This window comes from Alkalicoccobacillus plakortidis, assembly GCF_023703085.1.
In the GTDB taxonomy this organism is placed as follows: Bacteria; Bacillota; Bacilli; order Bacillales; family Bacillaceae_D; genus Alkalicoccobacillus; species Alkalicoccobacillus plakortidis.
Genome location: NZ_JAMQJY010000001.1, coordinates 2,055,347 through 2,070,612, shown reverse-complemented (window position 1 = coordinate 2,070,612; position 15,266 = coordinate 2,055,347). Strand labels below are relative to the sequence as shown.

The following is a 15,266-nucleotide window of genomic DNA, read 5'->3' as shown; positions in this document are numbered from 1 at the left end:
CGATCTAAATAGGAGGGAAAAAGATGAGCACAGGGCGTATTATTCAAATTACAGGACCTGTTGTTGACGTGCAGTTTGTCGATGGCAACCTTCCTCTAATTAACAATGCCTTAACCGTAAATCAACAAGGTAGTGAAACAAACGCTGTTGACGTATCAGTCACACTTGAAGTTGCACTTCACCTTGGTAACAACACTGTTCGTACAATTGCAATGAGCTCAACAGACGGTCTTGTTCGTGGAACAGCCGTTGTCGATACAGGAGCACCAATCTCAGTCCCAGTTGGAGAAGCAACACTAGGTCGCGTATTTAACGTACTTGGTGATGAGATTGATTTGAAGTTCAAAGATCCAGTAGAAAGTGGTGTGCGCCGTGACCCAATTCACCGTGAAGCACCTGCTTTTGACGAGTTAACAACAGCAACTGAGATCCTAGAAACAGGAATCAAAGTAGTTGACTTGCTTGCCCCTTATACAAAAGGTGGTAAGGTTGGACTATTTGGAGGAGCGGGAGTAGGTAAAACCGTTCTAATTCAAGAATTAATCAATAACGTAGCTCAAGAGCACGGCGGGATCTCTGTATTCGCCGGAGTAGGAGAGCGTACACGTGAAGGTAATGACTTGTACCATGAGATGACTGAAGCTGGCGTTATTAAGAAAACGGCAATGGTATTTGGTCAAATGAACGAGCCACCTGGTGCGCGTATGCGTGTTGCACTAAGCGGTTTGACAATGGCTGAGTATTTCCGTGATGAGCAAGGAGCCGACGTGCTACTTTTCATTGATAACATTTTCCGCTTCACACAAGCTGGTTCAGAGGTATCTGCACTACTTGGACGTCTTCCATCTGCCGTTGGGTACCAACCAACACTTGCAACTGAGATGGGTCAACTTCAAGAGCGTATTACTTCAACGAAAAAAGGTTCAGTTACATCGATCCAAGCGATCTTTGTACCTGCCGATGACTATACGGATCCAGGACAAGCTACAGCGTTTGCTCACTTGGATGCAACAACAAACCTTGAGCGTAAACTAACTGAAATGGGTATCTACCCAGCGGTTGATCCATTAGCTTCAACATCACGTGCCCTTTCTCCAGAAGTAGTTGGTGAAGAGCACTATTCAATCGCTCGTCGCGTACAGCAAACACTACAGAAGTATCGTGAGCTTCAAGATATCATCGCGATCCTTGGTATGGAGGAATTATCTGAGGACGACAAACTTGTTGTATCAAGAGCTCGTCGTATCCAGTTCTTCCTAAGCCAGAACTTCCACGTAGCTGAGCAATTTACGGGACAAAAGGGTTCATATGTACCACTTAAAGAAACAATCAAAGGATTCAGCGAAATCCTTTCAGGAAAATACGATGATCTGCCAGAAGACGCATTCCGTCTAGTTGGCCGCATTGAAGAAGTGGTTGAAAAAGCAGAGCAAATGGTCTAAAACCAAGCTCTGCTGAAAAGGAGGGGATTTTATGCCAACTGTTCATGCCAGCGTCGTAACACCAGACGGCACTGTTTACGAAGGTGACGTCGACATGGTGGTTGTTCGAACTGTTGAAGGTGAGCTTGGTATCTTACCAAACCATATCCCGCTCGTTTCGCCACTTGCCATCGGCGCAGCCCGAATGAAAAAAGGCTCATCCGAAGATATCATCGCGGTCAGCGGCGGATTCGTAGAAGTACGACCGGATAAGGTTACCATTTTAGCAGAAGCATCAGAACAACCGACTGACATCGACGTCGACCGCGCCCAACAAGCAAAAGAACGCGCCGAAAAACGAGTAAACGCCCAAAGCCACGACGGCATCAACACCGTCCGCGCCAAAGCCGCTCTCGAACGTGCCCTCAACCGCTTGAAAGTCGCGGGTAAATAATAAAAAAGACTGCTCTCCACATGTGGAGGGCAGTTTTTTTGGTTGGGGGGTGTCGGGGTGAGGACGAAATTAGAGCGATGGGCCATCGAATGGAGCGATAGGATAAGAAATTGGAGCGATGGAGCACTGACTGGAGCGATAGGATAAGAAATTGGAGCGATGGAGCACTGACTGGAGCGATAGAGTAAGAAGTTGGAGCGATGGAGCACTGACTGGAGCGATAGGGTAAGAAATTGGAGCGATGGAGCACTGACTGGAACGATAGGGTAAGAAACTGGAGCGATGGAGCACCGACTGGAGCGATAGAGTAAGAAATTGGAGCGATGGCCCACTGACTGGAGCGATAGAGTAAGAAGTTGGAGCGATGGAGCACTGACTGGAGCGATAGGGTAAGAAACTGGAGCGATGGAGCACCGACTGGAGCGATAGAGTAAGAAATTGGAGCAGATGGCCCGCCGACTGGAACGATAGGATAAAAAACTGGAGCGATGGTCTTACGATCCGAGCTAAACTAGGCCATAAACTCTACTAACTCCGATGTCCTCCCTCTTTTTACTTCAACTTCAGTGGGAAAGTTAGGTGATAGTAGCAATGCCGATTCTTGTGCGTTCGTTTAATGTCTAACTTATTAAGTAGGTGATACGCAACAACTCTGGATTCAATCCCCAAAAACTCCCGCAACTCCGCGCTGCTAATCGTCGGCTTGATCAACAAATAATAATCCTCCAAAGCTTGTACGTGTGCAGTTTTAGAGGTGATGGGACATGATTGGCAGTGCCAGTTTCCACTTCTGCCTCGACGTACCATGTTTGGTGTACGACAACTGGGACAGTAGACTCCTTTTTGCAATTGAGATGGTTTGAGATGGTAGAGTTTTAAAATTGAGGTTAAAAGGGGGAATGACTTGCTTTGAGCTGCTCAGCAACTTTTCGAAGTTTCACATTATCCAAATAGGACTTCGCTTTTCCGTAATTCGATTTCAGCTTTTCTAATCGAGGCACAACGCCTTCTGCATAGACAACTTTTGATAATGTATGCCTTCCTGCTTCTGTTGAGTGCACGATGGTGGAGGGGTTTGCGAAGACTATTAGCTGCTCAATTGGCATGAGAGGGAATCCGCGATCTAGCAACCAATCGGATAATTGAGTTTGTTGCCTACGAACTTGGTTTAAAGGGTTTTGCATTAAGACCTCCTCACCATTCCAAATGCGTACCATTTGCTTAAGCTCGTCATTAAATTCAAAGCGGCCGACCATATTTTTCACTTCTAGAATCACAAAAAATTGAGTGGTCAGCACGAGTGTGTCTATTTGAAAATAGTTTCCTCGACCATTGCTTATCCTTACGTCATGTACGATCTCAAATTCATTAACACCTAAAAATCCTAGGTGATAATCGAGATTCTGTTCACCTCGATATCCTGCTTCATAGAGCGCAATATCGTCCTTCATCTTGCCAGACAATCTTCCTAATCTTTTTTCTAAAGCCCTTAATTGTTGAAGTTTTATAGGCATAACTCGTTCTTTTAGGGTCATCATAATAAAATCACCTCCTTACACCGCTACATATCCATTCGTTTTTGTACAACCTAAGTCCTCTTTTCGACAAAAAAAGGATTCACAATATTCGCTCGTAGTATCTATGGTACGATTGTTGCTTATAAAATGTATCAACTGGAGGAAATGAATGAGTCGCAAGGATTGGAGTAAGATCAAAGAGATATTAAATTGGCCAGTTTTTCTTATAAGCGGAGGCATATTGGTTTTATTTGTATTATTATCTTTGTTAAATGTTACGTGGACTTCGAAATATGTCGATCTTGGTTTTGATTATGCCATTCGTTATTTTGGGCCTTATTGGCAGGTTCTTCTTATTGCCACTTTTATTGTGGGGGCTTATATCGCCTTTTCAGCAAGTGGAAATGTTGTGTTAGGGAAATTAAAAACCCCAGAAATGAGCTTTTTCAAATATTTAGCGATAATCGTGACAACTGGACTCGGAGCAGGAGGAGTTTTCTGGGCTGCTGCTGAACCGATGTATTACTTTATCGACATGCCGCCCGTTTTCCAAGGGATTGAGAGTGGAACGGAAGCTGCTGTTAGCCCAGCATTAGCTCAAAGCTTCCTATCTTGGGGATTCACCGCTTGGTCGGTATACGGAGCAATTAGCGTAATCGTGATTATGTACGCCCATAATCACAGGGGCATGCCACTTAAGCCGAGAACATTGCTTTATCCAATTTTGGGTGAAAAAATTAAAACCAGTGCATGGGGTACAGCTGCTGACGTGGTTTGTATCATTGGTGCAGCCGCTGGTACAATTGGTCCAATCGGCTTTCTTGGTCTACAAGTAAGCTATGGGGTGAATGCGCTATTTGGTTGGCCGAACACATTCATAACGCAGGTACTTATCATCATCGCTTTAACATCGGTGGTTTTGGTCTCAACCATAACTGGAATCGATAAAGGGATTAAATGGCTTAGTAGTATAAACGTAAATATGGTATTAATTATTGCTGTGTTTCTGTTGATCTGTGGTCCAGGACTTTTTATAGTTGATTCCTTTATCTCTTCATCCGGTGTATATCTAAGTGATTTTATTCGGATGAGCACGTTTAGAGGAGATAATGAATGGCTTGGTTCGTGGACATTATTTTTCTTTGGTTGGTTTATTGGATTTGGTCCATTAGTAGCCTTACTGGTAGCAAGGGTTTCTCGCGGACGTACCATTCGTGAAATCTTCCTAGTTGTTGCAATCCTGACGCCAATCATTACAAATTTATGGTTTACTGTATTAGGTGGAAGTGGAATTCATTATGAGCTGAACAACCCTGGGTCCATTAGTGAACCACTTTTTGAAAATGGGTTGCCTGCAGCGATCATTGCGATTGCCCATCAAATGCCGCTTGGAACAATTATGCCATTTGTCTTTTTGCTGCTTACCATTTTATTTGTTGTCACAACCGTAGACTCTATGTCGTATTCATTATCGATGAGTGTAACAGGAGTTGGAAATCCACCTAAACCGGTTCGAGTGTTTTGGGCCGTAATTATGGCGGTTATTGCGGTGTTACTAATAAATATTGGTGGGGGCGGAATCGGCGCGCTACAATCTTTTGTTGTGATTGCAGCAGTTCCTGTTTCCATTCTGATGCTGCCACTTATCTGGCATGCACCGAGAGTAGCTAAAATTCTTGCACGTGAACAAGGTTTTATAAAATAAAGAAAAGCTTAGTGATGCGCAATCACTAAGCTTTTTTTAAAATTTGTAAATTTCAAGATTAAATAAAGAGCTAACCGGGTAACTAAAATACAGAGCACAAAGTCTCAATTTTACAAGCTTTGTAAAGGTGTGTCTTAATTTGTCAACTTTTAAGCATTTTTTTAGATTTGAATAAAGATTAGCAGTAGCTTTTTTTATGTTTTTCCGTTATAGTTGAGTGTGGATTGTCTCATCATATAATCCACCATTAATTACACGTAATTAAATTTACGGCAAATAATCTTACAGTGGTTACTCTTGTAAGAAAAGGAGTTTTTATAGGTGACTGATGGTTTTGGGCAGGACGCACTGATTCAGATCATGGTGAATCTCTTCTTCCTGGGGTTATCTTGGTGGGCACTGCAGAGTTTTCGGTTTGACTTGTTTGTTAGAGAACCTAAGGGTCCTCAAGCAATTATGCTCAGACTATTAACAGCTCTTGCACTAGCATACCTTGTTAGCCGCTTTTTTCTTGACTACCTTCAAGCATCGAGACTACTCCAATATTTGTGGTAGTTGCTGTCGAATGGTGACTCTAACTTCCATGTATGCTTAGCCTTCTAACGGTCAAACTGTTACTAAGAACAGTTTACTAAAAGGGGCGGTTTCCATGGGATGGATGAAAGTACTGTTGAGCTTACTTATTATGTCTTCTGTAATTGTGTTTTATTCAAAATCAGATAATATGCAAGCTGAACGAATCATTCAACCAATTGAAACGATCCTTGAACTAGTGGAATACGATGATTTAGCTCTGAAAGAATGGCAGGTGCTTGCACGAGACGTACAAGGAACAGTGGATTCACAAGATATGTTCCAAGAACACGTACATAAGCTTTCTGGTCAGCTTGAGGGCTTGGACCAAACGTATTTAGATACTAGTACAACTGAATGGACAGCTGAATATCAATTGCAATCTGCAGGTGGGGTAAAGGAATCACTGCGTCTTATGGCGTATCCCGATAACAATACTCACACACTCACTTTCACGTACAAAATGACTGGCACAAGTGCCTCTGATTGGAAACGTTATGAGTTAGCAGATCAATTACAAAATCGCTTGCTGCTACTTTCAATGGACACGGCATCGCTTTATACACAAGTACAAAGCAAAAAAGATGCACAAATAAACAAAAAAGAATCACTCATGAAATTAGCCAATACTTATATGGATGCTCTAGATGCCGAAGAAGTAGAGGCTCTCACAGAAGAAACGTTTGTCTCGGTATCCGCATATACTACTGTGTGGAAGCAACAGCTTAATACCGGGAACAAAACGATGAATGTCCAGATTGCTCTGAGAAGCGATGAAGCTTTGGGCGAGGGGACAACTGTGACAATAGGAACGCCTATTATTACGACTGAATATTGATGATATAGAAGAGACAAAAACTTGACGCGGAGGGGAATATGTTGGAAAAAATTATTGTCCGAGGTGGCAACAAGCTACACGGATCCGTCAAGGTAGAAGGCGCAAAGAACGCTGTATTACCTGTGATTGCTGCATCTATCTTAGCTGAAGAGGGCACAAGTGTGATTCATGAAGTGCCTGCACTAGCTGATGTATATACAATGAAAGAAGTACTAAAGAATTTAAATGCTAACGTTACCTACGAAAACGGAGAATTTGTTGTAGATGCAACGAAGGCTTTAAAAACAGAAGCTCCATTTGAGTATGTTCGTAAAATGAGAGCCTCGTTCCTAGTGATGGGTCCTCTTTTGGCCCGAATTGGAAAAGCTCGTATTGCGCTTCCTGGTGGCTGTGCAATTGGATCACGTCCGATTGACCAACACTTAAAAGGCTTTGAAGCAATGGGAGCAACGGTTGAAATTGGAAATGGCTTTATCGAAGCAAGTATCGATGGTCGCTTGCAGGGAGCAAAGATCTATCTTGATTTCCCAAGTGTAGGGGCAACCGAAAACATTATTATGGCAGCTGTTCTTGCTGAAGGAACAACGATTCTTGAGAACGTAGCAGAAGAGCCTGAAATTGTTTGCCTTGCGAATTACTTAAATGCAATGGGGGCAAAAGTTCGAGGTGCTGGAACTGGCGTCATCCGTATTGAAGGTGTCGACAAACTGACAGCAGCGGGACACACAGTGATTCCTGACCGAATTGAAGCAGGTACGTTTATGGTAGCAGCTGCAATTACTGAAGGTGATGTGATCGTTGAAGGTGCTGTAGCAGAACATCTGCGCCCACTTATTGCAAAAATGGAAGAGATGGGTGTCGATATTACTGAGGTTCCTAACGGATTAAGAGTAATTGGTCCAAAAACGCTCAAAGCAGTGGATTTAAAGACAATGCCACATCCTGGATTCCCAACTGACATGCAAGCTCAAATGATGGCACTTCTTCTCCAAGCAGAAGGCACAAGTGTTATCACAGAAACGGTATTTGAAAATCGTTTTATGCACGTTGAAGAATTCCGTCGTATGAACAGCAATATTAAAATTGAAGGTCGTTCTGCTATTATTACCGGACCTAATAACTTACAAGGTGCAGAAGTTGCATCAACTGATTTACGTGCAGGCGCTGCGCTTGTTATTGCTGGATTGGTCTCAGAAGGAGTTACTCGAGTAACGGAATTAAAGCATATTGACCGCGGATACGTTGATCTAGCAGGCAAACTAGCTGCACTTGGTGCTGACGTAGAACGTGTGAAAGAAGTAGAAGAAATTGTCGAAGGTGAACCAGTATCACTTGAACAAACTGCTTCATTAAGTCTTAATACGTCTACAAATTAGGTTATTGCCTAGGAAATGATAGAAGGCGACAGCATTTTTAGCGAAAGAGGCATTCATTTTGATGAATGTCTCTTTTCTTTTTGTTCTACTTGTCTTTTCGTCGGCATATGGTTAAGAGTAGTGTTAGTTTGGTTGCAATGGAGGGCTGCTATGAAGCGATTTGTTTGGTCATTTGTTATACTTTTTGTAGCCGTATTGATTATCCCTTCTGTAATGGTCGCTTTTTTCTCAGGAGATGAACAATCAATTAGTGCCTCGACAAAAGATACTCAAGGTTTGGAGGATGAGGTTGTGGGAAAAGAGTCTAAGAAAGCTCCTCCTTCATTTGATGTAAGTGTGTTTCGTAGCAAGAAAAACAGCCTTGAACATGTCCCACTTGAGGATTATGTAGCTGGTGTTGTTTCTTCTGAGATGTCACCATCCTTTGAAATGGAGGCATTAAAGGCACAAGCATTAGCTGCTCGTACATTTATTTTGAAGCTGGTTTTGAATGAAGGAAATACAAAAATACCTGAGGGCGCTATGGTGACAGATACGATTCAACATCAGGTCTATCAAGACGCGGAAGAGCTTCGCCAGAAATGGGGACAAGATTATGAGAGTAACTATAATCGTGTCAAAGAAGCCGTAACAGCCACAGCAGGTCAAATTTTAACGTATGATAATGAACCAATTTCAGCTCAATTTTTTTCCACAAGTAATGGTTTTACAGAAAACTCAGAGGATTTCTATGAAAATCCTTTCCCTTACTTACGTAGTGTAGAGAGTCCTTGGGATAAGGAGTCACCTCGTTTTTCAGCTGTAAAAGAATTGACAGATGCTGAAGTTGAGCAGAAACTGGGTGTTTCCTTGCCTACGGATGGGTCAATCCCAGACACAGCGAGCCGAACAGATGGCGATCGTGTTGCCTCTGTGACAATTGGAGAGAAAACATTCAAAGGACGAGAAATTAGAGAATTGCTTGAACTAGACTCCACCGATTTTACATGGCAGCGTGCAAACGGGGTTGTCACTATCCAAACAAAAGGCTGGGGCCACGGAGTTGGAATGAGTCAATATGGTGCAGATGGAATGGCGAAGGATGGAATGACCTACGATAAGATTGTCGAACACTACTATCAAGGCATAGAAATCGCGGGAATCGATCACTTTGCAGAAAAAGTAACAGCGCGTTTAAAATAATCCACAGGTTCAAGCCTGAGTGCTAATGAAAAATGGCATTCAGGCTTTTTTGTTGTGGATAAATGACCTAAAATGGGGATAAGTCTGTGGATCTGTGAATAAGTCTGTTGATTACTAGATCCGAATAGAAACCTGCTATGAAAAGAATCTCAAAAAAATATTTCACGCAGCATGTATACATTTCTAGTAATCTGTTCAGAATGGTTGCTGAGGTGATGAGAAATGAATGAAGATAACAATCGATCTTCTAAAAACGAAAGCAAATGGTCCAACGCACAACGTCTCTTACGTAAACGTTGGGTTTTACCAACCATCTATCTAGTAGCAGCAGCAGGCATTCTTAGCTCCGTATTCTATTTCCAAGGTCAAAATTTAGGAACTCCATTAGACCAGGAGAATCAAGAAGCGCCAACTGACGATTTCCAACTTGGTTTCGACCCACGTGATGAAGAAGCAGTACCAGTCCAGTCTTCTACAGAAGTAGTTGGTGTACCAACACTTGAAAATGCTGAAGCAGAAATCATCGGGCACTTTTACGACGAATCTGCCTCTGCTGAAGAACAGCAAGCATCTCTTGTTTATTACAGCAACACGTACCGTATGAACAAAGGTGTAGACTTCGGATCAACAAACGAGGAAGCCTTTGACGTAGTTGCTTCACTAAGTGGTAAAGTCACAAAGTCTCAACAAGATTCAACTTTAGGAAATGTAGTTGAAATCATGCATGAAGACGGAATCAAAACGCATTACAGCAGCTTAGCATCACTTGAAGTTGAAGAAGGCGACACAGTTAATCAAGGCGACAAGCTAGGAGAAGCTGGACGTAACCTTTACAACGAAGAAGCAGGCGTTCACGTTCACTTTGAAATTCGCGATAGCGAAGGCGAAGCTCTAAATCCAGAAGACTTCTTCGGACAATCCCTAGAGCAAGCAGCAAAAGAAACAGAACAAGCTGAAAAAGAAGCACCAGAACAAGGAAAAGATGAAGACAAAGAAAAAGAAGACGGCGATGACAAAGAAGCGCCTGAAACTGATAAAGACAGCGAAGAAAGCCCATCAGAACCAGACCAATCAGGTTTAGTACCAAGCGAGTCTTCGAACACTTAATAAATTCCATAAGTACCACCGAGATCCAATTGGGTTTCGGTGGTTTTTTTGTGTTTTTAGGAGGATGGGAGATTAAAGCAGGATTATCAAGGGGAGAGGATGGATAGCAAGAGAGATGAGCTAATTATCAAGGTGAGGGAGCGGGATAGCAAGAAGTGTGAGCTGATTATCAAGGGGAGGTACGTGATAGCAAGAGAGAAAGGCAGTTTACCAAGGGGGAAGCTGGATAGCAAGAAGTGTGAGTTGATTACCAAGGAGAGGAGCGGGATAGCAAGAAAGATTGGTTGATTAACAAGGACAGTGGCAGGGTAGCAAGAAGTGTGAGCCACGTACCAAGAGGAGAGGCAGGATAACAAGAGAGAAAGGTTGATTAGCACGGAGAGAGGCGTGACACCAAGAAAATACCCCTGTTATCAAGTTGTTTACTCTGAAAGATTATGGCGTCAATTTTGTTAATGGAAGAGGATATTGAAGCTCGTAACGTCTGGAGCGAAACGCGCCGAATCGATTTAATGGGAAGTTCTTCAGTAAATCATAGGCTTGTTGCCTAGTAGAAGTCCGAAGAAATTGATGAATTTCGTGGCTTGATGCATGTTTATCCAATAAGAGAAAATAATCTTCAAGTGCAAATATGTGCGCATGTTTGGACGACACTTCGCAGCTCTGGCAAAACCACTTTCCAATGATCATGCCACGAATCAATGTCGGCTCATCACAAGATGGGCAATAAACACCTGAAATAATTGAGGAACGATCGATTTTAAAGTCATTTAGAATATTTGAACTTGTAGGGACATGCATACTAGCAAGCTGCTGGGTTAATTTTTGTAGGCTTGATGTTGTGAGGTGAGTTTTAGGAAGCGCGGTTTGTAGAGCTTTTAGTTTTGGAAGAAATGCGGGAGCAGTTGTGACCTGATTAATCGTTTTTAGATTGGTAGGTGTCGAAACAATCTTAGTAGAGGGATCACTAAAAATAACCATCTTAACAATTGGTAGCAAAGGCCAATCATGTTCCACTAGCCAATCTTTTAGCTGCATTTTCTGAATTTGAATTTGTGAGAGGGGATTGGTGAGAATTTCATCATCGTGCGTGTCGGATGTGCGGAAGACTTGGTGTGTATCTGGATCAAAATAAATGGTCCCTGAGTAATTCTTTATTTCAATAATCGCAATGAAAGATGGAGTAACAAGAACTGTATCCATCTGAAAATGATAGCCGGTTGGCCCTAAAAGTCGAAGGTCATGGAGCAAATAAGTGTTCGGATCCGTAATTAAATTAAAATAATAAGTTAACGATTTCTCACCTTGATAGCCAATACGCCGTTTCATTAGTTCCTTTTTTATAATCGGAACTTTTTCGTGTTCACTTGGCAGTCTTCTTAATAGAGCCTCCAATTGTGCAATTCGCAGTGGACTAGTCCGTTCTTTGACAACCTGCAATGTATCAACTCCTTTTGATTACTAACTATTCTTTGAAAAGAGACAAAATCCTCTAAAAATCAGAAATTAATTCTTAGTTTTTTTAGAGACTGAGTTAATGGTAGATTAGCAAGAAAGTTGAGTTCTGTATTAAGAAAGAGAAAGCAATAGCAAGAGAAATGGGGGAAAAATCAAGACAAGTTCTCTGTCCACCAAGAGGAGGTAGCTAATAGCAAGGGCAAATGCTTTTGGACCAAGACGGAGGTTAGATTAAGCAAGAGGTACCGCAGGATATCAAGAACAAGGAAGGTGAAAGCAAGAGGCACCGCTCGACACCAAGAGGTAGAACCACAAACCAAGAGCTTCAAAGCTACTACCTATAGCGAATTGAGTAAGGTCAAGGGAAATAAGGAATAAAAATTTCCATTTTTATTAAATCGATTGAATTTTGTGGGAGATAGCAAGAGGAGTGGTGAAGAAACCAAGAACTGAACGCCAAGAGCAAGAGCAGACTTACTCATACCAAGATAGTGCCAAGATTAAGCAAGAGCCGTTGCTTGATAGCAAGAGAGAAGGGGGCGTTACCAAGCTCCGCTGCTCGGCACCAAGAGAGAAGGATCGGTAACCAAGAGCCGGCGCTCCCCATCAAGAGAGAAGCACAAGTAACCAAGAACCCCCGCTCCCCATCAAGAGAGAAGCACAAAACACCAAGAGTTGGCGCTCCCCACCAAGAGAGAAGTACAAAACAGCAAGAGCCACCACTCCCCATCAAGAAAGAAGCACAAGTAACCAAGAGGCACCGCTCGCCACCAAGAGAGAAGCACAAAACAGCAAGAGCCTGCGCTCGCCACCAAGAGGGAAGCACAAACAACCAAGCTCCGCCTCTCATTACCCAGAGAGCCGCACAAATAACCAAGAGCTACCACTCCCCATCAACAAAGAAGCACAAGTAACCAAGAGCCACCACTCCCCATCAAGAGAGAAGCACATAACCCCAAGCCCCGGCGCTCCCCACCAAGAAAGAAGCCCAAAACACCAAGAGCCGCCACTCCCCACCAAGAGAGCCGCACAAAACACCAAGACCCCTCCCGCCCCCCCTACGCTCACTAACAGCCGCTCCCCACCACATCCGCCCAATTTGAACTCTACACCCACATACGTTATAATAAGCTCATATAAAGCTTCCTAGGGTTCCGCAGCCGCTATTATGGTTGGTCTGGTCCGAGAGGGGGCGCACAGCGTTATGCTGTGACACGGAGGGATAAAAGCCCGGGAGATATTTTGCACATGGGAATGTGCGGGAGTCTTCCGGGCTTTTCTGTGTGTAGAGAGAGGAGAGAGAAAGAAATGAGAAATTGGGTTTTGCTGATTGTTGCGGCGGTGTTTGAGGTGTGCTGGGTGATTGGGTTGAATCAGGCTTCGTCTGTGCTTGAGTGGGGAGGAACTGGTGTTGCCATTGTGGTGAGTTTTCTTCTTTTGCTACAAGCGACTAAGGAGCTTCCGGTTGCGACGGCGTATGCGGTGTTTGTGGGGCTTGGGACTGTGGGGTCTGTTGCGGTGGATACGCTGGTGCCTGGGTCAGGCTTTACCTCCTGCTAAGTTCCTATTTATTTTAACTTTGTTGATTGGGGTTATAGGGCTAAAGATGGTAACAAAAGAGGACGATACAGGGGATGTGAGAGAAAATGGTTTGGGTTAGTGTGATTCTTGCAGGGTTTTGTGAATTGTTTGGTGTGACGATGATGAATCAGTTAAAAACGAAGCGTGGTCCGGCTCCGATTATTGGTTTGATTTTGGGTTTTGCTTCTAGTTTTATACTATTGTCTTATGCAATGAATTCGTTGCCGATGGGGACTGTATATGCTGTGTGGACTGGGATTGGTGCCTTTGGTGGTGCGATTGTTGGGATGATTTTTTATGGGGAATCCCGTGATTTGAAGAGGTTATTTTTTATTACATTAATTTTGGTGTCTGTTATTGGTCTTAAGTCAGTAAGTTAATAAATGATACAGGTTGAATGTGCCGAGACAAGCTTGCGCACCGGAAAACCGCGCTCGTCCTTATAATAAGGTGGTATATCTATATCCACTCCCTAATAAACTGTACCAATCACCAACACAGAATTAGGGAGGCGAGTCGTGTGCATGATTACATCAAAGAGCGAACCATCAAGATAGGCAGGTACATTGTTGAGACTCGAAAAACGGTGAGAACGATAGCGAAAGAGTTTGGAGTCTCAAAAAGTACTGTACACAAAGATCTCACGGAGCGTCTGCCCGAAATTAATGCGGAGCTGGCAAACGAAGTGAAAGACATTCTGGAGTATCACAAGTCCATTCGCCATTTACGGGGTGGTGAGGCGACAAAAGTAAAATATCGGAAGACTGTAGACGTTTCGGATCATCTAATTGTAAAATCTCGTCAATAAATTTCCCTAAAATCATCCCTGAGAGGACATTATATGATAAAATCTACAATTAGGTATATAGGCCTGTCAATCTAGACTCGAGCACATTTTGAGGACCGCCCCGGCACTATGCATGATTGCAACTTTGTAAGGGTGACTCAGTCAGATGCTGGTAATTAAGAGACGATAGCCTTTAGAGAATTGTAAATGATGACATAATGTTCGAATAACAGGGAGGAACGAATCATGTTTGGTCGAGATATTGGAATTGATTTAGGAACAGCGAACGTACTTATTTTTGTAAAAGGAAGTGGAATTGTCCTGGATGAGCCATCTGTTGTGGCTATGGAAACATCTACAAAACGCGTTTTAGCAGTAGGTGAGGAAGCATATCGGATGGTGGGACGTACTCCTGGGAATATTGTTGCACTTCGCCCGATGCAGGATGGTGTCATTGCTGATTTTGATTTAACGGAGTCTATGCTTAAGCATTTTCTGGATAAGATTAAGGTGAGAAGCATGTTTAGTAAGCCTCGCATCTTAATCTGTTGCCCAACAAACATTACATCGGTTGAGCAAAAGGCGATCCGTCAAGCAGCTGAAAGAAGTGGTGGTAAGGATGTCTATCTGGAAGAAGAGCCTAAGGTAGCAGCAATTGGCGCAGGAATGGATATTTTTCAGCCGAGTGGAAATATGGTTATTGATATAGGCGGTGGAACAACAGATGTTGCTGTTCTTTCAATGGGTGATATCGTCACCGCCTCATCCATAAAAGTAGCTTGGGATCGTTTTGATTCCGAGATTTTAACTTACATCAAAAAACAGTACAAGCTGTTAATTGGTGTACGTACAGCTGAGAATATCAAAAAGACAGTGGCGACAGTGTTCCCAGGCGGACGTCAGGAAGAACTGGAAATTCGCGGACGTGATTTAGTAAGTGGTCTTCCAAGAACGATAACAGTCAAAACAGAAGAGATCCAAGGTGCTCTAACGGAATCGGCTGCGTATATTGTACAAGCAGCAAAAGAAGTGCTTGAGAAAACACCTCCTGAACTATCTGCAGACATCATTGATCGTGGTGTCATTCTAACGGGTGGTGGAGCGTTGCTTCATGGTATTGATGAGCTACTTGCAGAAGAGTTAAAAGTACCGGTATTAGTAGCTGAGGATCCGATGCATTGTGTAGCTAAGGGAACGGGTCTGATTCTAGAAAACTTAGATAAAATGTCTAAGAAACGAGCACGTGTGTAACCTGAGAGGAGAAATG

15 protein-coding genes and 1 riboswitch are annotated in these 15,266 nt (G+C 43.1%); of the genes, 13 read left to right on the top strand and 2 right to left on the bottom strand.

The window, feature by feature from the left end; all coding sequences use genetic code 11:
• The first annotated feature begins 23 nt into the window (after nt 1–23).
• Both atpD and NDM98_RS10925 read left to right on the top strand, forming a co-directional pair.
• Nucleotides 24–1,442: a F0F1 ATP synthase subunit beta gene (atpD, locus tag NDM98_RS10930; RefSeq protein ID WP_251607416.1), complete on the top strand. Its 1,419-nt coding sequence runs from the start codon at nt 24–26 to the stop codon at nt 1,440–1,442.
• A 31-nt stretch (nt 1,443–1,473) separates the two neighbouring features.
• Entirely contained in the window at nt 1,474–1,875 is a 402-nt protein-coding gene (locus NDM98_RS10925; protein WP_251607413.1) for a F0F1 ATP synthase subunit epsilon, read from the top strand.
• A gap of 887 nt (nt 1,876–2,762) precedes the next feature.
• Here NDM98_RS10925 and NDM98_RS10920 read toward each other — a convergent pair.
• On the bottom strand, nt 2,763–3,413 hold the full coding sequence (locus NDM98_RS10920; RefSeq protein WP_251607410.1) for a nuclease-related domain-containing protein: 651 nt from the start codon (nt 3,411–3,413) through the stop codon (nt 2,763–2,765).
• 148 nt (nt 3,414–3,561) lie between these two features.
• On the opposite strand from NDM98_RS10920, the gene NDM98_RS10915 reads away from it, so the two are divergent.
• The 7 genes from NDM98_RS10915 (at nt 3,562) to NDM98_RS10885 (ending at nt 10,461) form a co-directional block, all read left to right on the top strand.
• On the top strand, nt 3,562–5,097 hold the full coding sequence (locus tag NDM98_RS10915) for a BCCT family transporter (protein ID WP_251607407.1): 1,536 nt from the start codon (nt 3,562–3,564) through the stop codon (nt 5,095–5,097).
• Nucleotides 5,098–5,418: 321 nt separating this feature from the next.
• Nucleotides 5,419–5,652, top strand: coding sequence for a DUF1146 family protein (locus NDM98_RS10910; RefSeq protein WP_251607404.1), 234 nt, complete (start codon nt 5,419–5,421; stop codon nt 5,650–5,652).
• 94 nt (nt 5,653–5,746) lie between these two features.
• Nucleotides 5,747–6,508, top strand: coding sequence for a YwmB family TATA-box binding protein (locus NDM98_RS10905; protein WP_251607402.1), 762 nt, complete (start codon nt 5,747–5,749; stop codon nt 6,506–6,508).
• A 41-nt stretch (nt 6,509–6,549) separates the two neighbouring features.
• Nucleotides 6,550–7,884 (top strand): UDP-N-acetylglucosamine 1-carboxyvinyltransferase, encoded by a 1,335-nt coding sequence (gene murA / locus NDM98_RS10900; protein ID WP_251609088.1) that lies wholly within the window; start codon nt 6,550–6,552, stop codon nt 7,882–7,884.
• Between the two features lie 150 nt (nt 7,885–8,034).
• On the top strand, nt 8,035–9,066 hold the full coding sequence (spoIID, locus tag NDM98_RS10895; protein ID WP_251607399.1) for a stage II sporulation protein D: 1,032 nt from the start codon (nt 8,035–8,037) through the stop codon (nt 9,064–9,066).
• A gap of 222 nt (nt 9,067–9,288) precedes the next feature.
• On the top strand, nt 9,289–10,173 hold the full coding sequence (spoIIQ, locus tag NDM98_RS10890; protein WP_251607396.1) for a stage II sporulation protein SpoIIQ: 885 nt from the start codon (nt 9,289–9,291) through the stop codon (nt 10,171–10,173).
• Between the two features lie 99 nt (nt 10,174–10,272).
• Nucleotides 10,273–10,461, top strand: a complete 189-nt coding sequence (locus NDM98_RS10885) for a hypothetical protein (protein ID WP_251607393.1) — start codon at nt 10,273–10,275, stop codon at nt 10,459–10,461.
• 147 nt (nt 10,462–10,608) lie between these two features.
• Here NDM98_RS10885 and NDM98_RS10880 read toward each other — a convergent pair whose 3' ends face one another.
• Entirely contained in the window at nt 10,609–11,613 is a 1,005-nt protein-coding gene (locus tag NDM98_RS10880; protein WP_251607390.1) for a nuclease-related domain-containing protein, read from the bottom strand.
• A 1,153-nt stretch (nt 11,614–12,766) separates the two neighbouring features.
• Nucleotides 12,767–12,870, top strand: a riboswitch (guanidine-I (ykkC/yxkD leader).
• A gap of 69 nt (nt 12,871–12,939) precedes the next feature.
• Between NDM98_RS10880 and NDM98_RS23495 the strand changes: the two genes are divergently transcribed.
• From NDM98_RS23495 to NDM98_RS10860, 4 genes are all read left to right on the top strand, one after another.
• Nucleotides 12,940–13,191, top strand: coding sequence for a DMT family transporter (locus NDM98_RS23495; protein WP_307728790.1), 252 nt, complete (start codon nt 12,940–12,942; stop codon nt 13,189–13,191).
• An 86-nt stretch (nt 13,192–13,277) separates the two neighbouring features.
• Nucleotides 13,278–13,592: a DMT family transporter gene (locus NDM98_RS10870; protein ID WP_251607387.1), complete on the top strand. Its 315-nt coding sequence runs from the start codon at nt 13,278–13,280 to the stop codon at nt 13,590–13,592.
• A gap of 140 nt (nt 13,593–13,732) precedes the next feature.
• The gene (spoIIID, locus tag NDM98_RS10865) at nt 13,733–14,020 is read left to right on the top strand and encodes a sporulation transcriptional regulator SpoIIID (RefSeq protein ID WP_143846942.1); all 288 of its coding nucleotides are present in this window, start codon (nt 13,733–13,735) and stop codon (nt 14,018–14,020) included.
• 225 nt (nt 14,021–14,245) lie between these two features.
• Nucleotides 14,246–15,250, top strand: a complete 1,005-nt coding sequence (locus NDM98_RS10860; RefSeq protein WP_251607385.1) for a cell shape-determining protein Mbl — start codon at nt 14,246–14,248, stop codon at nt 15,248–15,250.
• The last annotated feature ends 16 nt before the right edge of the window (nt 15,251–15,266 follow it).